Source organism: Agrobacterium fabrum str. C58 (genome assembly GCF_000092025.1).
In the GTDB taxonomy this organism is placed as follows: domain Bacteria; phylum Pseudomonadota; class Alphaproteobacteria; order Rhizobiales; family Rhizobiaceae; genus Agrobacterium; species Agrobacterium fabrum.
Genome location: NC_003062.2, coordinates 539,898 through 560,231 on the forward strand (window position 1 = coordinate 539,898; position 20,334 = coordinate 560,231).

A 20,334-nucleotide genomic window follows, 5' to 3' on the forward strand; every position below is an offset into this window, starting at 1 on the left:
TTCGCCTGCCTTTCCGTTCTTACTTCAGGTTCTTGCTGACAATCGAAGCCATTTCGTCAGCGGTGGTGATGACCTTGGAATTCATCTCATAGGCGCGCTGCGCCGTGATGAGGTCGGTGATTTCCTTGACGGCGTCGACGTTCGAGCCTTCGAGGTAGGATTGTTTGACGTAGCCATAGCTCGGATCGTCAGGCACGCCGACAACCGGGGCGCCGGAGGCCGGCGTCTGGGAAAAGAGGTTGTCGCCGAGCGGCTTCAGACCCGCTTCGTTGGCGAAGTTGGCGATGGTCAACTGGCCGAGCTGCGTGAAGTCCGCAGCGTTGCCGATACGCGCCGTCACCTGACCCGTGCGGGTAATGGTGATGTCCTGCGCGTCGGTCGGGATATTGATGTTCGGAATGACATTGTAGCCATCGACCGTCACCAGGTTGCCGTCGGCATTCTTGTTGAAGGCGCCGGCGCGGCTGTAGAGCGTCGAACCATCGGCTGCCTCGATCTGGAACCAGCCCTGACCGATGATCGCGACATCGAGCTTGTTGCCGGTTTCGATCAGGTTGCCCTGGGTGTGGATGTTGCGCACGGCGGATGTCTGCACGCCGAGACCGATATTGGCGCCCTCAGGCACGATGGCCTGGTTGGCGCGGTTCGGCACGCCCTGCATGCGCTCGGTCTGGTAAAGAAGATCGGTGAACTCCGCGCGCGCGCGCTTGTAGCCGGTGGTGTTGATGTTGGCGATGTTGTTGGCGATGACTTCCAGATTGGTCTGCTGGGCGTCCATACCGGTGGCAGCGATGGCAAGAGCTCTCATGTCAATATTCCTGCTGGGCTAGATCTGCATCTTGGTAATGTCGAGATAGGCCGACACGATCTTGTCGCGCAGCGCGATGGCGGTTTGCAGCGACTGTTCGGCCGAAAGCACGGCATCGACCACTTCGCGGGTATTCGCCTTGCCCTGAATGCCTTCGAAGGAAGCAACTTCCGCCTTCTTCAGATTGTTCATCGCATCCATTGATACGTTGCCGAGAACGCTGGCGAAGCTTGCGCCCGTCTGCTGGGCGGGTGTTGACTGCTGCTCGCCGCCGAAAAGGCTTTCCGTCAGCGAGGAGACGCCGCTTGCGCCGCGGGTGAGCGAAAGAGAACCGAGTTGCTTGATACCGTCGATCATTGCGATGCCTTCAGAAGGTCGATTGTGGAGGCGACGAGGTCGCGTGTCTGGCGGATGACCTGAAGATTGGCGTCATAGCTGCGGTTTGCTTCGCGCATGTCGGCCATTTCGATCAGGACGTTGACGTTCGGCATCTTGACCATGCCGTTGGTATCGGCCGCCGGATTGCCGGGGTCGTATTCGTGGACGAAATCGCCACGGTCGACACCGAGCTTCTTTACCTTCACGCGCTCGACGCCGCTGACGTGGTCCAGCTCGGAGCCGAAGGTGACGGTCTTGCGACGATAGGGATCGGCACCGGGCGTATCGCCGGTCGATCGGGCGTTGGCGATGTTTTCGGAGACGATGCGCAGTCGTGTGGACTGCACCTCCAGGCCGCTGCCGGCTATCTTGCTTGCCGCACTCAAGGGATCCATGGTTTACCTCTTAACCGTCATCAGCATCATGCGATGGAAGGATTTGACGAGACTGGCGTTCAGGTCGTACTGCCGCTTGATCTCGCCGGTCTTGGTCATTTCTTCCGCAAGCCCGACCGAATTGCCCGATTCCTGCATGCCGATCTCGTTGTTGACCGGGTTGTCCCGCACCGCGATATTCTCGCTGAGTGTGCTTTCACCGAGGTGGGCAGGGTTTGTCCTGGCCATGCCGACCTGCTGGCTGGTGGCCTGCATGACCGCTTCGAAGGGACTGACATCTTTGGCGTGGAACTTGGGTGTGTTGGCGTTGGCGATGTTGGTCGCCACGACTTCCTGCCGCACGCTCAGCCATTCCGCTTGGCGGGATGCCAGTTCGAACAGTTGAATCGGTTGCATAGACTTCTCCATCTCGTATGGCCCGAACCTACGGGGTTAATCTTGCGTCAGACTTGCGGAGAAGGATGAAGGGGTGGAACAATGGAAACAGACGCATTGCTTGCGTGTCCCTCACAAACAAAAAAGCGCGCCGGATGTGTGGCGCGCCTTTTTAGCGGGGAGAAATTCTCTCATTTTTCCGGATGATAGGTTTTTCCGGAGGATGTCTCGATCAGCCATTCGCCATTGCGCTGCTCGATCTTCGTCAGCAAGGCATTGTCAGGCAATGTGGAACCGACCCGCACCATATACATGCCCGAACTGTCTTCGATCAGGGCGCGGCCATTGGAGACATGTAGCAGACGGAACGATGTCTGGCCGGGGAAGGGCTGGTCTTCGATCCCGGCTGCCACATTGTTCTGTCTCTCCTTGCCGCCAGCGTTGACGGTCGCCGTCGTCAGCATGTCGGGCAGCTCCGCCGCTGGCGGGGTGTCTTCCTTGTTACGGTTGGTCATGGCCATGGGCGAGACACTGAAGACTTCCCGCGGTCCGGTATGAGGCAGATCGCGGGTGCGATCGCCGCCCGCCACCTTCATGCCGAATTTCTCCTCGTTGAAGAAGACGTACCAGGGGAAAAAGGCTGCTGCAGCGGCAAGCGCGATGCCCGTCCATGCGAGAATGCGGTCGGGCGTAAAGAAGATCGGCTTGGACAGCACGTCTTCATCGTGGCTATTGTCGTTCCGCTTGTTGTTCACGGGGTCAGCCTCTCATTCTCGGATTGACCTGGGGCTGGCCATTCTGTGCTCCACCGCGTAGTGCGGTCGCCAGATCGGCATAGGCATCCTGTGCCGCCGGTTCGTCCGGTAGCTGTTTCAGCGTTTCATAGATGATCGGAACCTGCTTCACCGCCATGTCGAGATCGGGGTCGGTTCCGGGCCGGTAACCGCCGATGAGGCGAAGATCCCGCGTTTCCTCGAAACGATGCACCAGCGCCTTCAGGCGCGAGACCAGCTTTTCCTGATCCGGCGTCCACGCCTTCTTGGCAAGACGCGAGATCGAGGCGAGCGGATTGATCGGCGGATAGCGGCCCTCTTCGGCAAGGCTGCGATCCAGCACGATATGGCCGTCGAGAATACCACGGGTCGAATCGGCAATCGGATCGTTGTGATTGTCACCATCCACGAGGATGGAGACGATGGCGGTGATGGTGCCGGTGCCTTCCGCGCCCGGTCCTGCCCGTTCCAGCAGCCGCGGCAGTTCGGTGAAGACCGAGGCGGGATAACCGCGTGCGACGGGCGGTTCGCCCGAAGCGACCGCCACTTCGCGGATCGCATGGGCAAATCGCGTCACGCTGTCGATGATGAGAAGGACATTGTCGCCCTGATCGCGGAAATGCTCGGCAATGGTGACGGCGGAAAGCGGGGCCATCTTGCGCAGCATCGGGCTCTCGTCGCTCGTCGCGACGACGGCGACGGACTTGCTCATATTATCGCCCATCGTGTCTTCGATGAATTCGCGCACTTCGCGGCCACGTTCGCCGACAAGCGCAATCACCACCTTGTCGAAGGCATCGGCTTTGGCGAGCATCGACAGCAGCGTGGATTTGCCCACGCCCGAACCGGCGAAAATACCGAGACGCTGCCCAAGGCAGAGCGGTGAGAAAATATCGATAGCCCGCACGCCCGTCTTGAACGGTGTCTCCACCCTTTTACGGGTCATCGAGGGCGGCGCATTGTTGGAAATCGAACGGCGCACGATGCCGGAAGCAAGCGGCCCCTGGCCGTCGATCGGCTCGCCAAGCGCATTGATGGTGCGCCCGCACCAGCTCTCGTCGGGCGAGACGCGGAAGGCACCCTTGCGGATGACGGTGTCGTGGATGCCGATCGGCTCGCCGGGCTCGATAGGGCAGACATAGCAGATATCCGGTTCCACGCGCACGACTTCGCCGAGATGAATGCCGGTTGCGCTGCGATGGGCAACGAATTCGCCGAGCCGCACATGCCGCGACAGGCCGGACACCGTATAGTGCCCGGCGGCGATGGTGCGGACATGGCCGCCATGCGCCACCGAGAACTCCGGATCGGCATAGTGCCCGGCAAGGCTGGCGAGCTGGGCGAGCTTCGGCGAAATGGCCCAGCCCGAGAGCTTGGATTCCGAGAGCATGGATTCCGGCATTGTCATCCGTCAGTTCCTCAACGCGCGCCGCCGAGCGTCTTGATGCCCTCGCCGAAGGTCGATTCGGTATCGCGCATCATCGAGGAAATGCTCTCAAAGGCGCGGTTGACCTGGATGAGCTGCGTCATCTGGGAAATGCCGTTGACGTTCGACTGCTCGAGATAACCCTGAACGACGCCGACCTCATGATTGTTGACGACCGGAACGGGCTGGGCCACGGGCTTCACGCCGCTATTGGGGTGACGCAGGAAGCCCTTTGAAAAATCCGCCTGGAAGATGCCGAGCGAGGCGGCGATGGTGTCGTTCTGCCTGATGGCGCCGTCGAGGCCGACGGTGATCGGGCCGCCATTCGGATTGAGCCTGATCGGGCCGCCGCCCGCGTCGAGGACGGGATAACCGCTGGACGAAATCAATGCGCCGTCCGGGCGCATGGTGAAACGGCCGTCGCGCGTCAGGATCTGGCCATCCGGCGTATCCAGCGCAAACCAGGCGTCGCCCTTGATGGCGAAATCGAAGGAATTGCCGGTCTGCTCGAAAGCGCCCTGGCGTGTGGAGAGATAGTCGTTGCCCTGCGACACGAAAGCCACCTTGGCATTCATGTCATTGTGGTTCTTGGCGACCATTTCGTCGAATTTTACCTCGGAGCCGCGGAAGCCGACCGTGTTCACATTCGCCATATTGTCAGAAATGGTGGTGAGACGGCGCTCCAGCGCGATCTGCGAGGACAGGGCGACATATAGTCCGGATTGCATATCATTTGCCTCCGAGTTTCAGGGAGTTGATGGAAATCAGCAGGTCGGGGGAAATGCCGTAGCCGCTGGAGGAGCCGAAAACGGCCAGGGGATCGTAGGTCGTCGAGGGGTTTTGCATTTCCCACATGATGGTGAAACGCTCGAGCAACTTGCCGACCTTTTCAGGATCCTGCAGATCCTTGATATTGATGCTCTTTTCGATGAGGGCGGCCTGCTTGTCGACATCAGCAGCAGCAAATGCGTCAGGCAGGTTGAACGTTGTGCGGAAGACCTGCGCAAGCGCGTCGTCGGCCAGAAAATCGAGGCCGGATTTGATTGTCGGTGCCTTGCGCTCGAAATAAAGGGCGAGCCGGACGCCGTTATTGTCGTCGCCCGCTTCCTGTTCCAGCGTCTGGCGGGCGTAGTTGCCGATGACACCTGATTTGGCCGCCTCGGTCGCGGTTGCCGCCGCACCCAGGCCCGCGAAATCCAGCGACTTTGCAAGCTCGGCATAACGATTGTCGGAGAGCTTGTTGGCGAAGGCGTTCTTATCGCTCGCCCCTTCCGTCAACACCTTGCGGATGAAGGCTTTTGCATAGGCCATGTCTTCCAGGCCGTGGGCTTTCAGCGCGTAATTGTAAAGACGTGTATCGGCCATGAAATCGTCGATGGATTTCACGCTGCCGATCTTTTCACGGTAATATTCGGTCTCGCGTGCCACGTCTGGCTGCTTCGAGACCCGCTCGAGCGATTTGCCGATATCCTGACTGATCAGTCTGTAGCTGGTATAGGTGGAAGTCACTGAACCGCCGCTCTCGTTTGATCCCGATTTCAAGGCGCACGTCCGCCCTTGTCGGCATAATGTCGCGGCTTGCTTGTGCGAAACTGGCTGAGGTGAGGGCGGGGCAGGAGGCATTGCGGACAGGTTCACGCAAGCCACATTTTCTAGACATGGCGCCATGGAACACTGTTCGGGCGTGGTCGATCAATGAATATTGTAATTGGACTTATAATCACCTTCGGCTGCATCATCGGCGGCTATATGGCGATGGGCGGTCATTTGAACGTGCTGGTTCAGCCGTTCGAATTGATGATCATCGGAGGCGCCGGTCTCGGCGGCTTCATCATGGCGAACCCGATGAAGGTCGTGAAGGATTCGGGCAAGGCGCTCGGCGAGGCCTTCAAGCATTCGGTTCCGAAGGAGCGCAACTATCTCGACGTGCTCGGCGTGCTGTATTCGCTGATGCGCGACCTGCGTACGAAGTCGCGCAACGAGATCGAAGCGCACATCGATAATCCGGAAGAATCCTCGATCTTCCAGAGCGCGCCGTCGGTCCTGAAGAACAAGGAACTCACCTCCTTCATCTGTGATTATGTCCGTCTCATCATCATCGGCAATGCCCGCAGCCACGAAATCGAGGCGCTGATGGATGAGGAAATCGAGACCATCCTGCACGACAAGCTGAAGCCTTACCACGCGATCACCACCATGGGCGATTCCTTCCCCGCCATCGGTATCGTCGCGGCGGTCCTCGGCGTCATCAAGGCCATGGGCAAGATCAACGAATCGCCGGAAGTGCTCGGCGGTCTGATCGGCGCAGCACTCGTCGGCACCATGCTCGGCATCATCCTGTCCTATTCGATCTGCAACCCGCTCGCTTCGCAGGTCAAGATCGTCCGCACCAAGCAGCACCGCCTCTACATCATCGTCAAGCAGACGCTGATCGCCTACATGAACGGCTCGGTGCCGCAGGTTGCGCTTGAATATGGCCGCAAGACCATCTCCAACTATGAACGGCCGTCCATCGATGCCGTCGAGCAGGAGATGATGAATCCCGGCGGCGAAAACAAGGCGGCATGATCATGGCAAAAGCTGCAGCGCAGAAAGCCTCCGCCCCCACCATCGACACCGCCCTGCTCGCGAAACTTACGGGAGGGCTCACCGACCGCAAGACGATCGCGAAGATCGGTGCGGACATCGGCCATCTCTATAGCGAATTCCTGCCGGATACCTTTCACAGCGAGACCGGCATTGCGATCGACGTCGAATATATCGGTTCCGAATCGGGGCTGATGACCGATCTCATCGCCAATGTCGGGCAGAATGTTGCGGTTGCCGATTGTTCGCTGCGCAACTGGTGCCCCAATTTCATGATGGCGGTCGGCAACGGCTTCGTCATTGCGCTGATGGAGCGCATGCTGGGTGCGTCGCCCGATAGTATCGGCGACCCGGACGAGCGCAACCTGTCCCATATCGAGCTCGATCTCGCGGCGATGGTTCTCGGCCGTATCGCCGGTGTCCTGCGCTCCGGTGTCAATGCGCCGGGTGGCTTCGAAGCGACGATCGATCCGCCGTTCAATGCCAATGGAAAAAGCGCCTTCGACGAGATGATCGCCGGCCTTTACGGCGTGACCATCCGCATGAAGATCGATATCGGCAAGGTATCCTCGGAATTTTCTCTCATCGTGCCGCAGCGGCCGCTGCTCAAGACCTCCATCGTCGCCCCCAAGGCTTCAGCCCAGGCGCTGAAGAAGCAGGAGGAATGGATGGATATGATCTCGCAGCAGGTGAAGAGATCGCAGGTCACGCTTGAGGCGCGCATCAAGCTCGAAACGCTGACGCTGCGGACGATTTCCAGGCTGGTGGCTGGCGATGTCATTCCGTTTCAGGATCTGAAGCAGGATGATATCGGCGTCGAGGTCAGCGCCAACGGCTCCAAGCTCTATAATTGCGAATTCGGCAAGTCAGGCGACCGCTACATGGTTCGGGTGAAGAACAATGTCAGCACGGACGACGAGATCTTACGACATTTGATGGGTTAAATCCTGCCCGGCCTTTTGGGTTTTGGGCAGGCTGACGCAAGTTTCAAAGGGAATAATCAGCGCATGGCTACGAAGAAAACACCTGTGACCGATGATGCGGCGTTGCCGTCGTTTGAAGACGGCGTCGACCTCGACCAGGCTATCGGCGATCTGCGTGGCGTCCTCAAGACGGATGCGGAAGGTTCGCTCTCCGATTTTGGCGACTTCGGCGATTTCGGAAGCACGGACGAGGTTTCGACAGACAATGACCTTTCCGCCTTCGGTGGCGGAGCGGCGGATTTTGCGATGGACGATTTTGCCGCCGCCCCGCAGGTCGCGGGCGTGAAGGCACCGCTTGGCAGCGGCTTGTCCGAAAATATGGAAATGATCATGGACATCCCGATCGATGTCCAGATCGTTCTCGGCACCAGCAGAATGCTCGTTTCGGGGCTGATGAGCCTCGAAGAGGGTGCGACGATCGCGCTTGATCGCAAGATTGGCGAGCCCGTCGAAATCATGGTGAATGGCCGCCGTATTGCGCGCGGTGAAATAACGGTTCTGGAAGACGACGATACGCGCTTCGGCGTAAAATTGATTGAAGTACTGAGTACGCGAAAAGCCTGATCCCTGTGGGGACGGAGAGGAAAGACCATGATGGACTTCGAGGATTTCGGTAATCCCCTTGCGGGCAAGCCGTTGTCTCAGGCCGACAAGGCGGCCGCGGTGCTTCTTGCCATGGGCAAGGGCGTCGCCGGCAAGCTGCTGAAATTTTTCACGCAGCACGAATTGCAGATGATCATTTCCTCGGCTCAGACGCTGCGCGTCATTCCTCCGGATGAACTCGCGCAGATCGTGGCGGAATTCGAAGACCTGTTCACCGAAGGAACGGGCCTGATGGACAATGCCAAGGCAATCGAAAGTATTCTCGAAGAGGGGCTGACGCCTGAAGAGGTCGATAGCCTTCTCGGTCGCCGCGCGGCCTTCCAGGCCTATGAAGCGTCGATCTGGGACCGTCTGCAGGAAGCCGAGCCGGAATTCGTCGGCAAGTTCCTGCTGCGCGAGCATCCGCAGACCATCGCCTATATTCTCTCCATGCTGCCTTCTTCCTTCGGCGCCAAGGTTCTCCTGACCATTCCGGAAGAACAGCGCGCCGATATCATGAACCGTACGGTGAACATGAAGGAAGTCAGCCCGACCGCCGCGCAGATCATCGAGAAGCGCGTGGTCAACCTCATCAACGAGATCGAGGCCGAGCGCAATGCCGGCGGTTCCACAAAGGTTGCCGATCTGATGAACGAACTGGACAAGCCGCAGGTCGACACGTTGCTGAGTTCGCTCGAAACGCTCAGCAAGGAAGCCGCCAACAAGGTCAAACCGAAGATCTTCCTCTTCGACGACCTTATGTTCATGCCGCAGCGCAGCCGCGTCCTGCTGCTCAACGATGTTTCGGCGGATGTTCTGACCATGGCGCTGCGTGGCGCCACGGTGGAAATCAAGGAATGTGTGCTCTCCAGCATCAGCCCGCGCCAGCGTCGTATGATCGAATCGGACCTTGCGGTCCCGCAGGCCTCGCTCAACACCCGCGAAGTGGCTATTGCCCGCCGCGCGGTGGCGCAGGAGGCGATCCGGCTCGCCAATTCCGGCCAGATCCAGCTGAAGGACGTCGCCGCGGAAGAACAGTCGGCCGCCGCTTAAGCGGAAGCCGGTTGATAACCCGCCCCCAGGGCGAAGCGGGCCATTGCGATGGCCGGCCACGAACGCTAGTTTCGAAATGACGGCCTGCCGGGATCGGCGGGCCTTTCTTATTTCGGGAACGTGCCTTGGCAGACGATCAGGACAAGGACAGTAAAACAGAAGACCCAACGGAGAAAAAACTCCGTGATGCGGCGGAAAAGGGCAATCTGCCATTTTCTCGCGAAGTGCCGATCTTTGCGTCGTCGCTCGCCTTTTACTGCTATCTGGTTTTCTTCCTGCCCGAGGGTGCCGGCCGTCTCGGGGTCACCTTGAAGGACCTGTTCGGCCAGCCCGAACAGTGGAACCTCAGCACCCGGCCGGATGCCCTGGCGCTGCTCTATTTTCTCGGCACATCCGTCGCTTACCTACTCATGCCGGCCATGATCATGTTCATCGTCTTCGGCCTTGCCTCGTCATTTCTTCAGAACCTGCCGTCGCCTGTGCTTGAACGGGTGCGTCCGCAATGGTCACGCATTTCGCCGGCAAAGGGTTTCACGCGCATCTACAGCAAGCAGGGTTTCGTGGAGTTCGCCAAATCGGTGTTCAAGATTATGATCGTTTCGATCATCATGTTCTTTGCGCTTCGCGGTGATTTCTACAGCCTCATCGATCTGATGTTTTCCGATCCGCAGGTGATTTTCGTGCGCGTGGTCGAGATCGTCAAAAAAATGATGGTCGTCATCTTGCTCTCGACCGCGCTGCTCGCCGCCGTGGACGTCTTATGGACACGACATCACTGGTTCAGCCAGCTGAAAATGACGAAGCATGAGGTGAAGGAAGAATATAAGCAGTCGCAGGGTGACCCGGTGGTCAAATCCCGCCAGCGCTCGATCGCCCGCGACCGTGCCCGCCGCCGCATGATCAACAACGTGCCGCGTGCGACGCTCGTCATCGCCAACCCGACACACTTTGCGGTAGCGCTGCGTTACGTGCGCGAAGAGGGTGACGCCCCTGTCGTCGTCGCCAAGGGCCAGGACCTTATCGCATTGAAAATCCGCCAGATTGCGGAAGAAAACAACATCCCCGTTTTTGAAGACCCTCCGCTTGCACGCTCCATGTTTGCGCAAGTCTCGGTAGATAGTGTGATTCCACCAGTCTTTTACAAGGCTGTGGCGGAGCTCGTTCATCGGGTTTACGCCCGGACGTCATCGAAAATACGGGTTCAATAAAACCAATGAAAAAATCCGCCTATTCCGAACAGCGGGAAATGATCGTCGCAGAGGCGATCAACCCGATCGCCACTGAATTACGCTTGCTCGACCCGGCCGACCTGATTTCACTGCTCCGATTCGAGTGCTATGGCAGTATCGCCGATCTCGTTTCGTCGGCGGCGGAGCTTTATTATCATCCAGGCACGATCAATTTCGGCGCCGGCGGCGAATATAAGCTCGAATGGGAAGGCGTGCCGGAGATCGTCCTCGATCTCGAACTCAAGCCGAAGGGCGCGACGGTCTATGCGCGATTGATTCTCGCCGACAGGCATGCGGCGGTCGAGATCAATCATGTCTCGTTTCAGAACCCTTCCGAAAACCCGGATGAAAATACCGAGTTTCTCCAACGCAGCCTGACAGCCGCCCGATTCGTGGCCTCTCGTCAGGGCGAAGCGGCTTAACCGGATCAGCCGCCACAAATTTCCATCATGTCCGTTGCGCTCGTTGAATCACGGGCGCAACGACGTTTTTCCGGCGCGTTTTGGCCCGGGCTTGCCCGAAGCCTGCCGGTTTATGCGAAACCCGGCTGCGAGAGACAGGAACGCCTTGCAAATCAGTCTCGTTGTTTGTTACCTATCGTATTAACGATTTGTTAACGAACGGCAGGTCGCGGTGGCTGTTTCAGGCCATTGTCGATACGCATGATGCTCCTGCTCGTTGTCGGCACCGCGCCGGATTTTTTCTGAAATTTTGAGTTGGGTGGACCCCATGACAAGCATTTTGACCAATGCGGCGGCGATGGCCGCGCTGCAAACCCTGCGTATGATCGACAAGAACCTCGAGACGACGCAGGCGCGCGTGTCATCGGGCTTTCGTGTCGAGACTGCGGCGGACAATGCGGCCTACTGGTCCATTGCGACGACGATGCGCTCCGACAATAGCGCACTTTCGGCCGTGCAGGACGCGTTGGGCCTGGGCGCGGCCAAGGTCGACACCGCCTATGACGCGCTTGAAAGCACCATCGAGGTCGTCAAGCAGATCAAGGCCAAGCTTGTCGCCGCCTATGGCGTGGGTGCCGACCGCGGTAAAATCCAGGATGAAATCAAGCAGCTTCAGGAACAGCTGAAGAGCATCTCCGAATCGGCTTCCTTCTCGGGCGAGAACTGGCTGCAGGCCAGCATCAGCAACAGCGGTACGCCGCCGGTTGCGGAATCGATCACGAAAAAAGTCGTCGCATCCTTCACCAGGACCGGCTCCGGCAATGTGGGGGTCACCACCGTCGATTATACGCTCGACAGCAGCACGGTGCTTTTTGACCTGAGCGGCGGGAAGCTTGGGATTCTCGATAAGAACGCCGTTTTTGTCAGTAAAACGGAGACAGAGGTCATGCAGACCTCGACGACGGCCGGTAAGACGTCGCAAGCGGGTTATGTGGTTGAGAAGCTGAGCGACGCGCAGATCGGCGCGCTCAATGCCACGACGACAGATACGAACACGGATCCCAATCTCTATAGCAATGGCACGGACAACTATCTCCGCCTTGCGGAAAACGTCTGGGTCAAGGCCACGGCGACGAACCCGTCTAGCGGCGGCACGACCGTTTCCCCTGCTTATCGCGACACCGGCAGCACTGACTGGTTCTATGATGTCAGCGCTGGTACGGCTTCTGCCAATCGTTCCCTCGGTTTTTCCGTATCCACCCTTGATCTCGGCAATCTCGATGTCGTCGCTGCAGCCATGGGTGGCTTTGCTGGCGGCGGCACGACCTATACCGGCGCAGACGCCATCGACATGATGATGTCTTTCGTCGACAAGCAGCTCGAGGCAATGACCAGCACGGCTTCCAGCCTCGGTTCGCTGCAGAGCCGTATCAGCATGCAGGAAAACTTCGTTTCGAGCTTGATGGATGTGATCGACAAGGGTGTCGGCCGTCTCGTCGATGCTGACATGAACGAGGAATCGACCAGGCTGAAAGCCTTGCAGACGCAGCAGCAGCTCGGCATCCAGGCACTCTCCATCGCCAATGCCAATGCGGAAAATATCCTCCAGCTCTTCAAGTAACGGGTTTCGGCCGGCGCGGGCGAGCGGATGAATGGGCGCGGGTTGCCTGATGAGGCCCGCCTTCATCCTCGCACAAGTTTGAACACCTAACGTCGGGGCAAGATCGGGTGGATCGCATGGCGCGATCCGGCCGGGAATCATGGAAGAGACGGGCAGGGTAGCAAGGATGACGGTGGTGCCGCCAAACGGCTTAGAGCATTTCCAGGAAGAGTGGACGCCGGTTTTCCGTCTGGAAATACGGCTTTCTCTCCCTGTTGGCCAGTTTTGCCGGGGGCAGGCATGAGCGCGTCGATTGCACGATTTCTCAAGGATTTCGGTGAGGCTCAACCGGCTTCACCGGCCTTCGGCGACGGGTTGGCGGATGCCGATACCGATTTCGCCTCTGGTTTTGCCGATATCACCTCCGGTTTCGACGATTTGACACCCGTCGATGCGGAAGGGGAAAAACAGGCGGCCTATGCCCGTGGTTACGAGGATGCGACCCGCGAGATCACCGAAAAGATGCAGGCCGAGCGGGAAGAGCTGCTCGCCGCCCACGCGGCCGAGCTGGAGGAACTGCGTTCTGTCTATCTTGAGGAGACAGCCGTTTTTCTCTCGCGCCGTCTGCGTGAAGGTATCGATGCAATCGCGGCCAATCTCAGCGAACAGACCGCCAATATTCTTGCGCCGCTTCTGACGGAAAAGCTGTCGCTCAAGGCGGTGTCGTCGCTGGCGGATGTCGTGCGCGCCTCCATGCCGGATGGTGAGGCGGTCACGCTTGTCGTGAAAGGCCCGAAAAACCTGTTCGAGCAGTTGAAGACCCAGCCGGGTTTTGAAGAAGAGACGATGAAATTTACCGAGACCGCCGATATCGATCTTTCGATCGAGTTGGGTGAAAGCGTGTTCGTGACGCGCATGTCCGCCTGGGCATCCAGTCTTCGCAAGGTGATGAAATGAGTGAAGGCGAAAATCACCACCACGGCAAGAACGAGATCATCATCGTCAAGCGCCACAAGGGCGGGCACGATGGCGCCCATGGCGGCGCCTGGAAGATCGCCTATGCCGACTTCATGACGGCGATGATGGCGTTCTTCCTCGTCATGTGGCTGGTCAATGCCGCCAATGAGGAGACCAAGGCCTCGGTCGCCAGCTATTTCAACCCGATAAAGCTGTCCGACGAGAAACCCTCGTCCAAGGGACTGGAAAAGCCTGCCGATAAGGAAGAGGGCGTCCAGAAGAAGGACCAGTCCAACATCCAGGCGGAGAAGGTGACCAAGGGCTCCGCCGCGGCGACGGGCGAAGATCTGACATCGCAGACGGGCGAACAGTCGAATTTCTCCGAGGCCGACTTTTTCGAAAACCCCTATTCCGTGTTGGCGGAAATCGCCCAGCAGGTCGGGCAGCAGGCCAATGTCAGCGCCAAGGGCGAGGGCGGTGCGGCCGATTCCGGCCCGGCGACCGGTGCAAGCGGCGGCGAAGCCTATCGCGATCCCTTCGATCCGGATTTCTGGACGCAGCAGGTGAAAATCACCCGCGCCGATCAGAAGCAGGTTCCCTCAGAGGCCGCGCAGGCTGCCGATGGCAAACAGCAGGATGTGGCGGCCAAGGAGGCCGATAAGAGCGCTGAGGCAGTTACTCTCGTGCAGGCCGGTAAGCCCGCCGACAAGGCGGAAGATGGCAAGTCGATGGAAATCGCGGCGGTGGTGCCGCAGCAGCGCCCGGATGCCGCCGAGCAGGCCGCGCTTGCCAAGCCCAATCCGGACCAGGCAAGCAAAGCCAGCGATGCCGAATGGGAAAAGGCCGATACACTGCGCGAAGAAATCGAGAAGCAGATATCCGGCATCACCGGCAAGCTTTCCGAGGGACTGGTGGTGACGCCGGCCGAAGGCGGATTGCTGCTGACCATTTCCGACCAGGCGGAGACGCCGATGTTCAATATCGGATCGGCCGTTCCCCGGGGTGAGCTGGTTCTGGCCATGGAAAAGATCGGCAAGTTGCTGCAGGAGCGCGGCGGTAGCGTGGTGATCCGCGGCCATACCGATGGCCGGCAGTTCAAGGGTGAGGCCAATGACAACTGGCGTCTTTCCATGGATCGTGCCCATAGCGCCTATTACATGCTGGTGCGCGGCGGCCTCTCGGAAGAACGGGTGAAACAGGTTTCGGGTTTTGCGGACCGCAGATTGCAGGTGCCGTCGAACCCTCTCGCGGATGCCAATCGCCGTATCGAAATCCTGCTTGAGGCTGATCGGGGGTGAGTGTGACGAAAACCTCGAAACGCTGGCTTCTTCTTGCGGCGACGCTTTGCGGTCTCGGCTCCGAGCCGAGCAAGGCGTTTTCGCAGTCGCAAGACAATCTTATGCCATATGCCATGTTGCGGTCGCTGCAATTCGTGCAGGATTCGGTCGCCATGGGAGATCATTCCGCCTCCGAAATGCAGCGCTTTCTGCTGCAGACAATCGATGAACGGCTGAAGAGCGCGCCTTCGGCCATCTTCAAGGATCCGCGCAATGTCGATGCGGCGCTGATCTATGCGATGAGCGGCGGCAACCCGGCCACGCTGGAACTGCTGGTGGCGCGCGATGTCGACGGCAATTTCGACAGCCGAGTCGCTGATATCCTGCGTAAATACCTGTCAGGCAAGGGAACGCTGGTGGCGCAGAGTATCGCCGCCATGGTTCCGGAATATCGCGGCACGCGGATTGGCGCCTATCTGGCGCTGATTGGCGGCAATGTGACGATCCCCCGCGATCCGCTGGCGGCGCTTACCTTTTACGACATCGCCCGGCTTGAAGCGCCCGGTACCATCGTGGAGGAGGCGGCGCTGCGCCGCTCGCTCGCGATTGCGGTGGAAGACGGCGATGCGACAAAGGGTGTCGACTATGCGCAGCGTTATGCGCGGCGGTTCCTGCATTCGCCCTATGCCAGCCAGTTTGCGGATCTTCTGGTCTCGCTGGTGGTCAAGCGCGCCGATTCCATCGGCGAGGAGGCGATACAGGAAACCTTCGCCATGATGGATGCGGAGAGGCAGAAGGAAGCTTATCTGCGCCTTTCCCGCCTCGCGGCGATCAGCGGCAAGGATTCGCTGGCGCGCATGGCGGCGGTGAAGGCGAAGACGCTTTCTCCGGCTTTGCCGGGCACACCGGAAGTTCAGGCCAACCTCTATGAAAGTCTCTCCAACATTGGCACGCCCGATGTGGTGAGCGCGATAGAGGCGATCGGCCAAATTCCCGAAGCGCAGCTGTCGGATCGCGACAGGGCCCTGCGCGATGCGGCAAGGGCGATTGCCGACCAGGTCGTGCGTCCCCCTTCCGCAGAGACCGGCGTCGAGGCCAAGGCTGCGGCGACGAACGAGCCCGGCGGCACAGCACCTGCAAAAGAGGCGGCGGTTGCTGCCGATACAAAAAGCATATGGCGGGTTGAAACCCAGAAGGCGGACGATGCGGGCGAAAATGTCCGGCAACTCGTGACGAGTGGCCGCAGCAAGCTCGATGAAATCGACAGCCTGTTGAAGAAAGGCGAGGGGGCACCATGATCGACGCAACCATCAACGCGATAGTGAACGCGCCACCACCCGACGCCCGCGCTAGCGGCGCAAATGCAAGGGACGACGCCAAGGGCGGCAGCTTCGGCGATGCACTTTCCACGGTCCGGGACGAACGCTCGCCGCAATCGCGGCATCAGGATGCGGGTTCGGCCAAGGAGCAGCACGCAAAACCCGATGACGAGCCTGAAAAGACGGATGCTCCGGTCAAACGCCCCCCAACTTTTCTGAATGCGATCGCTCGCGACCATGCCGGCGAACCCCGTAACCACGAGACGGTGGCCGAGTTTCAGAACGCTCTGAAAACGGTGCGCACCTCGGCTGACAACGGCAAAACCGGCAAGAAGCTCAAGGATGAGACGGACAGGGATGCCGAGACGGCGGCGGACACGATTGATCCGAAGCTCGCGGAGCTCAAGACCGTCATGATCGGTGCCGGCGATATTGCGACAGCCAAGTCGCCGCTTGAGGAAATTGCGCAGGCGATTGCCGGCAAGGTGGATTCGGTGAAATCCGACAGGGCCGAACCCGTGCACGGCAAGGCGGAACCTTCGCTGAAGGATATGCCCACGAAGATGGAACTCGCCAAAAACGAGACGGACACCGGCGCGGAAGGCGGCAACGATGCCTCGGCCTTCCGTTTCTCCTCCTCCCGCTCGGGCACGGCCCGCGCGCTTGATATGGGCACGGTTCAGCGTGAAGGCCGTGTCGAGTTCGATGTCCGGGACAGCAGCGGCAAAGTGGCCGATAACGTCACTGTTGTCGATTCGCGGCGGTTCATCGGCCTGGCGCCTTCGACCAATGCTTCGGCTCTGACCGGCCTCATCGTCAATGATCCGGAATGGGTCAGCGCCATGCAGCCGGGTTCTTCGCTGTCCAATGCGGCGGCCCAGAGCAGCACGGGCAAAGTCGTGCATACACTGAAGCTGCACATGACGCCGATCGAACTCGGATCGGTGACGATGTCGCTGCGCCTTGCGGGTGATGAGCTTGCCGTTCACATGACGGTGGAGAGCATGGCGGCCTATAAAAAGCTCCAGGACGACAGCAAGAGCATCCTTGAAGGTCTCAAGGCGCAGGGTCTGACGGTCGACAACATCACCATCAGCATCGCTTCTTCCGACAAGAGTGACCAAACGGGCACACAAGGCAACAATCAGCAAAATCAGCAGGCGCAGCAGCAGGGCCAGCAGGCCTCCGCTGGGCGCAACCGTGACGAGTCCGGCGCACGGGATGGCCGGCAAGGCAATGGTGATAATTTGGGGGTGCATAATGAAGGCATGGATGGCGCTCTCGGCTCTGGCCGTTCTTCTGCTGACAATGGCGTCTACCTCTGAAAACGCGTCGGCTTCGGCAACATCAGGTGTCTGTGAAAGAGAGATCCAGTCGGCCGCCCGCAAATATGGCGTGCCGGAAGGAATTCTCTATTCCGTCGGCCTGACCGAGACGGGCCGCAAGGGGCGTCTCGACCCCAATGCCATGAATATTGAGGGAAAACCGGTATTTGCGGCCTCTACGGAGGAGGCGATGGTGACTTTCGAGGCGGCGAAACGCAACGGCGCCAAGCTGATCGACCTCGGATGCATGCAAATAAACCATTATTTCCACGGCGAAAACTTCACCTCCGCGCGGGAAATGTTCGATCCGCGCCGCAATGTCGAATATGCCGCCATGTTCCTGCGCAATCTCCACAACAGGCATGAAACCTGGACAATGGCAGTCGCGCGCTATCACGCCGGCCCGAATAATGACCCCGCGCAGAAGAAATATGTCTGCCGCGTCATCGCCAATCTCGTGGCGACGGGGTACGGGAAATGGACTGCCAACGCGAAAAACTTTTGCGACGGATAGCAACCTGAAATTGTCTTTCAAGGTCGCAGGACTCGTAATTTGAAATGTGGCGATAGATTGATCGAAAAAAGGCGCCGCAAGCTGTTTTTTTGGGTTTTTAAAATTTTTACACAAAAATTTTGTACCACATATGGTTAATACCCACTATATATAGATCAAATCGGCACCAAATAGTTAATCAATTATTAATAACTATCGATGATTTCCTACAGTTGTTCGTGAATCCCCCGATTCGTACCAATGCCTCATTGGAAAACACCACACTGATTCGGAGGCGGACGAATGATCGTAGTGGTTGATGAGCGCGAGCTCGTTAAAGACGGCTATACATCTCTATTTGGGCGTGAGGGCATCCCCTCGACCGGGTTCGATCCGGTTGAGTTCGGGGAATGGGTCTCGACGGCGGCAGACAGCGATCTGGCGGCCGTGGAGGCCTTCCTGATCGGCCAGGGCGACCGGAGCTTTTCGTTGCCGAAGGCGATCAGGGATCGCACGACGGCACCTGTCATCGCGGTCAGCGACCAGCCCTCGCTGGAAGCAACGCTCGCGCTGTTCGACAGCGGCGTCGATGATGTCGTGCGCAAGCCGGTTCACCCCCGTGAAATCCTTGCGCGTGCGGCGGCCATCCGCCGCCGGCTGCAGGTCATCTCGAACTTCACCGATGCAGGACCGATCCGGGTTTTCTCCGATGGTCGCGATCCTGAAGTTTGCGGCGAAGTCTTTGCCTTGCCGCGCCGCGAGCGTCGCATCCTTGAATATCTGATTGCCAATCGCGGACGTCGCGTTTCCAAGTCGCAGATTTTCAATGCCATCTACGGCATCTTCGATGATGACGTCGAAGAAAACGTCGTTGAAAGCCACATCAGCAAGCTGCGCAAGAAGCTGCGCAAGAAGCTTGGCTACGATCCGGTCGATTCCAAGCGGTTCCTCGGCTACAGCATTGATTGGCAATGATTTTCATTGACCCGCGTGGTCTTTTTCAAACGCGGTATTTCAGACAGCTTCACGCAAGCCAAACGCTTTACCTTCTCCCTGAAAGATGACCACGAGGGTTTTTGAATGAGTATTTTCGGCACTATGCGAACCGGTGTGTCCGGCATGAATGCGCAGGCGAACAAGCTGGGCACTGTGGGCGACAACATCGCCAACGCAAGCACCACCGGCTACAAGCGCGCATCGACGTCGTTCTCTTCGCTCGTTCTGCCCTCGTCGTCGGGCAGCTATGCTTCCGGCGGCGTGCAGTCCAACGTTCGCTACAGCATTTCGGAGCAGGGCAACCTCTCCTACACCACCTCGAGCACGGACCTTGCCATTCAGGGCAACGGTTTCTTCGTGGTTCAGGATGGGTCGGGCACGCCTTATCTCACCCGCGCCGGTTCCTTCCAGAAAAATTCGGAAGGTTATCTGGAGAACGCTGCTGGCTTCCAGCTGATGGGCTACCCCTACGGTTCCAACCCGCCTGCGGCCGTCGTCAATGGCTTCACGGGTCTTGAAGCCATTAATGTCAATAATTTCGGCCTGACAGCGTCGCCCTCCACACAGGGCAGCTTCCCGGCCAATCTTAATCGCGATGATAAGGCCGCAACGGCACCGCTTCCGAGCGGAAACTCCGCGACTGCGGCGTTTGGCAACAAGACGTCGTTGACGGCATTCGACAGCGGCGGCGCAAAGGTACTCTACGATTTCTACTACACCAAGACCGGCGACAATACCTGGGAAGTAGCGGTTTATCGTCAGGATCAGTCGACGAATGGCGGTTTCCCTTACACGGCAACCCCTGCAGCTAATCTTGTTCAGACAAAGGTGGACTTGGAATTCGATCCTGCCACCAACAAGCTCACGACTGCGTCTCCCAAGTCGATCACCATTGACGATCAGGTCAGCGGCGTGCCGCAAGCGATCAATATCGACCTGTCGCAGATGACGCAGTTCTCGGCAAAGTTCACGCCCGGCACCGCGGTGCTGAACGGTAACGGTCCGAGCCAGATCAAGGATGTCGAGATCGGCAAGGATGGTCTGGTGACGGCGGTCTATCAGGATGGCGGTCGCCGCAACATCTACCAGCTGGCGCTGGCCACGGTGCCGAGCGTCGACAATCTGACCCCGCAGAACGGCAACGTCTATCTGCCGAGCAACGACTCGGGTGTCGTTACCATTGGCTTCCCGCAATCGGGCAGCTTTGGTTACATCCAGAAGGGTGCGCTGGAAGGTTCGAACGTCGATATCGCCAGCGAACTCACCGATATGATTGAATCCCAGCGTATATACACAGCGAATTCGAAAGTCTTCCAGACTGGATCGGATTTGATGGACGTCCTGATCAATCTGAAGAGATAATACTTCTCACGAGGAC

22 protein-coding genes are annotated in these 20,334 nt (G+C 58.8%); 14 read left to right on the forward strand and 8 right to left on the reverse strand.

Features of this window, described 5'->3' with window-relative positions; translation table 11 throughout:
- Nucleotides 1-19 precede the first annotated feature (19 nt).
- The 8 genes from flgG to ATU_RS02755 all read right to left on the reverse strand — a co-directional run bounded on the left by flgG (nt 20) and on the right by ATU_RS02755 (nt 5,664).
- Nucleotides 20-808, reverse strand: coding sequence for a flagellar basal-body rod protein FlgG (gene flgG, locus ATU_RS02720; protein ID WP_006313016.1), 789 nt, complete (start codon nt 806-808; stop codon nt 20-22).
- Nucleotides 809-826: 18 nt separating this feature from the next.
- On the reverse strand, nt 827-1,165 hold the full coding sequence (gene fliE / locus ATU_RS02725; protein WP_006313017.1) for a flagellar hook-basal body complex protein FliE: 339 nt from the start codon (nt 1,163-1,165) through the stop codon (nt 827-829).
- Entirely contained in the window at nt 1,162-1,581 is a 420-nt protein-coding gene (gene flgC / locus ATU_RS02730) for a flagellar basal body rod protein FlgC (protein WP_006313019.1), read from the reverse strand. The genes fliE and flgC overlap by 4 nt, the downstream gene beginning before the upstream one ends.
- A gap of 3 nt (nt 1,582-1,584) precedes the next feature.
- Nucleotides 1,585-1,977, reverse strand: coding sequence for a flagellar basal body rod protein FlgB (flgB, locus tag ATU_RS02735; protein ID WP_006313020.1), 393 nt, complete (start codon nt 1,975-1,977; stop codon nt 1,585-1,587).
- 170 nt (nt 1,978-2,147) lie between these two features.
- A complete protein-coding gene (locus tag ATU_RS02740; protein ID WP_035215397.1) occupies nt 2,148-2,672 on the reverse strand; it encodes a hypothetical protein in 525 nt (174 codons plus the stop codon).
- A gap of 43 nt (nt 2,673-2,715) precedes the next feature.
- On the reverse strand, nt 2,716-4,137 hold the full coding sequence (gene fliI, locus ATU_RS02745; protein WP_010970975.1) for a flagellar protein export ATPase FliI: 1,422 nt from the start codon (nt 4,135-4,137) through the stop codon (nt 2,716-2,718).
- Between the two features lie 11 nt (nt 4,138-4,148).
- Entirely contained in the window at nt 4,149-4,883 is a 735-nt protein-coding gene (gene flgF / locus ATU_RS02750) for a flagellar basal-body rod protein FlgF (RefSeq protein WP_006313023.1), read from the reverse strand.
- Between the two features lies 1 nt (nt 4,884).
- Nucleotides 4,885-5,664 carry a DUF1217 domain-containing protein gene (locus ATU_RS02755; protein WP_035256237.1) on the reverse strand — a complete coding sequence of 260 codons (780 nt, stop codon included), beginning with the start codon at nt 5,662-5,664 and terminating at the stop codon, nt 4,885-4,887.
- Nucleotides 5,665-5,850: 186 nt separating this feature from the next.
- On the opposite strand from ATU_RS02755, the gene motA reads away from it, so the two are divergent.
- The 14 genes from motA to ATU_RS02825 all read left to right on the forward strand — a co-directional run bounded on the left by motA (nt 5,851) and on the right by ATU_RS02825 (nt 20,318).
- Nucleotides 5,851-6,723, forward strand: a complete 873-nt coding sequence (motA, locus tag ATU_RS02760) for a flagellar motor stator protein MotA (RefSeq protein ID WP_006313025.1) — start codon at nt 5,851-5,853, stop codon at nt 6,721-6,723.
- On the forward strand, nt 6,720-7,685 hold the full coding sequence (locus ATU_RS02765; protein ID WP_006313026.1) for a FliM/FliN family flagellar motor switch protein: 966 nt from the start codon (nt 6,720-6,722) through the stop codon (nt 7,683-7,685). The genes motA and ATU_RS02765 overlap by 4 nt, the downstream gene beginning before the upstream one ends.
- A gap of 63 nt (nt 7,686-7,748) precedes the next feature.
- The gene (fliN, locus tag ATU_RS02770; RefSeq protein ID WP_006313027.1) at nt 7,749-8,288 is read left to right on the forward strand and encodes a flagellar motor switch protein FliN; all 540 of its coding nucleotides are present in this window, start codon (nt 7,749-7,751) and stop codon (nt 8,286-8,288) included.
- Nucleotides 8,289-8,315: 27 nt separating this feature from the next.
- Nucleotides 8,316-9,359, forward strand: coding sequence for a flagellar motor switch protein FliG (gene fliG, locus ATU_RS02775; RefSeq protein WP_006313028.1), 1,044 nt, complete (start codon nt 8,316-8,318; stop codon nt 9,357-9,359).
- 125 nt (nt 9,360-9,484) lie between these two features.
- Nucleotides 9,485-10,567 (forward strand): flagellar biosynthesis protein FlhB, encoded by a 1,083-nt coding sequence (gene flhB, locus ATU_RS02780; protein ID WP_006313029.1) that lies wholly within the window; start codon nt 9,485-9,487, stop codon nt 10,565-10,567.
- Between the two features lie 5 nt (nt 10,568-10,572).
- Nucleotides 10,573-11,010: a hypothetical protein gene (locus ATU_RS02785; protein WP_006313030.1), complete on the forward strand. Its 438-nt coding sequence runs from the start codon at nt 10,573-10,575 to the stop codon at nt 11,008-11,010.
- A gap of 307 nt (nt 11,011-11,317) precedes the next feature.
- A complete protein-coding gene (locus ATU_RS02790; protein WP_010970979.1) occupies nt 11,318-12,610 on the forward strand; it encodes a flagellin N-terminal helical domain-containing protein in 1,293 nt (430 codons plus the stop codon).
- A 279-nt stretch (nt 12,611-12,889) separates the two neighbouring features.
- Nucleotides 12,890-13,546 carry a hypothetical protein gene (locus ATU_RS02795; RefSeq protein WP_010970980.1) on the forward strand — a complete coding sequence of 219 codons (657 nt, stop codon included), beginning with the start codon at nt 12,890-12,892 and terminating at the stop codon, nt 13,544-13,546.
- A complete protein-coding gene (locus tag ATU_RS02800; RefSeq protein ID WP_010970981.1) occupies nt 13,543-14,844 on the forward strand; it encodes a MotB family protein in 1,302 nt (433 codons plus the stop codon). The genes ATU_RS02795 and ATU_RS02800 overlap by 4 nt, the downstream gene beginning before the upstream one ends.
- Nucleotides 14,841-16,121, forward strand: coding sequence for a chemotaxis protein MotC (gene motC, locus ATU_RS02805; RefSeq protein WP_010970982.1), 1,281 nt, complete (start codon nt 14,841-14,843; stop codon nt 16,119-16,121). The genes ATU_RS02800 and motC overlap by 4 nt, the downstream gene beginning before the upstream one ends.
- The gene (fliK, locus tag ATU_RS02810; RefSeq protein ID WP_010970983.1) at nt 16,118-17,467 is read left to right on the forward strand and encodes a flagellar hook-length control protein FliK; all 1,350 of its coding nucleotides are present in this window, start codon (nt 16,118-16,120) and stop codon (nt 17,465-17,467) included. The genes motC and fliK overlap by 4 nt, the downstream gene beginning before the upstream one ends.
- The gene (locus tag ATU_RS02815; protein ID WP_035256241.1) at nt 17,415-17,981 is read left to right on the forward strand and encodes a lytic transglycosylase domain-containing protein; all 567 of its coding nucleotides are present in this window, start codon (nt 17,415-17,417) and stop codon (nt 17,979-17,981) included. Before fliK ends, ATU_RS02815 begins: the two co-directional genes overlap by 53 nt.
- 282 nt (nt 17,982-18,263) lie before the next feature.
- Nucleotides 18,264-18,935, forward strand: coding sequence for a transcriptional activator Rem (gene rem, locus ATU_RS02820; RefSeq protein WP_006313038.1), 672 nt, complete (start codon nt 18,264-18,266; stop codon nt 18,933-18,935).
- Between the two features lie 105 nt (nt 18,936-19,040).
- Nucleotides 19,041-20,318: a flagellar hook protein FlgE gene (locus ATU_RS02825; protein ID WP_010970985.1), complete on the forward strand. Its 1,278-nt coding sequence runs from the start codon at nt 19,041-19,043 to the stop codon at nt 20,316-20,318.
- The last annotated feature ends 16 nt before the right edge of the window (nt 20,319-20,334 follow it).

Coding starts and splice junctions, on each gene's coding strand:
- flgG (WP_006313016.1), bottom strand. CDS start 808: ATGAGAGCTCTTGCCATCGCTGCCACCGGTATGGACGCCCAGCAGACC.
- fliE (WP_006313017.1), bottom strand. CDS start 1,165: ATGATCGACGGTATCAAGCAACTCGGTTCTCTTTCGCTCACCCGCGGC.
- flgC (WP_006313019.1), bottom strand. CDS start 1,581: ATGGATCCCTTGAGTGCGGCAAGCAAGATAGCCGGCAGCGGCCTGGAG.
- flgB (WP_006313020.1), bottom strand. CDS start 1,977: ATGCAACCGATTCAACTGTTCGAACTGGCATCCCGCCAAGCGGAATGG.
- fliI (WP_010970975.1), bottom strand. CDS start 4,137: ATGACAATGCCGGAATCCATGCTCTCGGAATCCAAGCTCTCGGGCTGG.
- flgF (WP_006313023.1), bottom strand. CDS start 4,883: ATGCAATCCGGACTATATGTCGCCCTGTCCTCGCAGATCGCGCTGGAG.
- motA (WP_006313025.1), top strand. CDS start 5,851: ATGAATATTGTAATTGGACTTATAATCACCTTCGGCTGCATCATCGGC.
- ATU_RS02765 (WP_006313026.1), top strand. CDS start 6,720: ATGATCATGGCAAAAGCTGCAGCGCAGAAAGCCTCCGCCCCCACCATC.
- fliN (WP_006313027.1), top strand. CDS start 7,749: ATGGCTACGAAGAAAACACCTGTGACCGATGATGCGGCGTTGCCGTCG.
- fliG (WP_006313028.1), top strand. CDS start 8,316: ATGATGGACTTCGAGGATTTCGGTAATCCCCTTGCGGGCAAGCCGTTG.
- ATU_RS02785 (WP_006313030.1), top strand. CDS start 10,573: ATGAAAAAATCCGCCTATTCCGAACAGCGGGAAATGATCGTCGCAGAG.
- ATU_RS02790 (WP_010970979.1), top strand. CDS start 11,318: ATGACAAGCATTTTGACCAATGCGGCGGCGATGGCCGCGCTGCAAACC.
- ATU_RS02795 (WP_010970980.1), top strand. CDS start 12,890: ATGAGCGCGTCGATTGCACGATTTCTCAAGGATTTCGGTGAGGCTCAA.
- ATU_RS02800 (WP_010970981.1), top strand. CDS start 13,543: ATGAGTGAAGGCGAAAATCACCACCACGGCAAGAACGAGATCATCATC.
- fliK (WP_010970983.1), top strand. CDS start 16,118: ATGATCGACGCAACCATCAACGCGATAGTGAACGCGCCACCACCCGAC.
- ATU_RS02815 (WP_035256241.1), top strand. CDS start 17,415: ATGGCGCTCTCGGCTCTGGCCGTTCTTCTGCTGACAATGGCGTCTACC.
- rem (WP_006313038.1), top strand. CDS start 18,264: ATGATCGTAGTGGTTGATGAGCGCGAGCTCGTTAAAGACGGCTATACA.
- ATU_RS02825 (WP_010970985.1), top strand. CDS start 19,041: ATGAGTATTTTCGGCACTATGCGAACCGGTGTGTCCGGCATGAATGCG.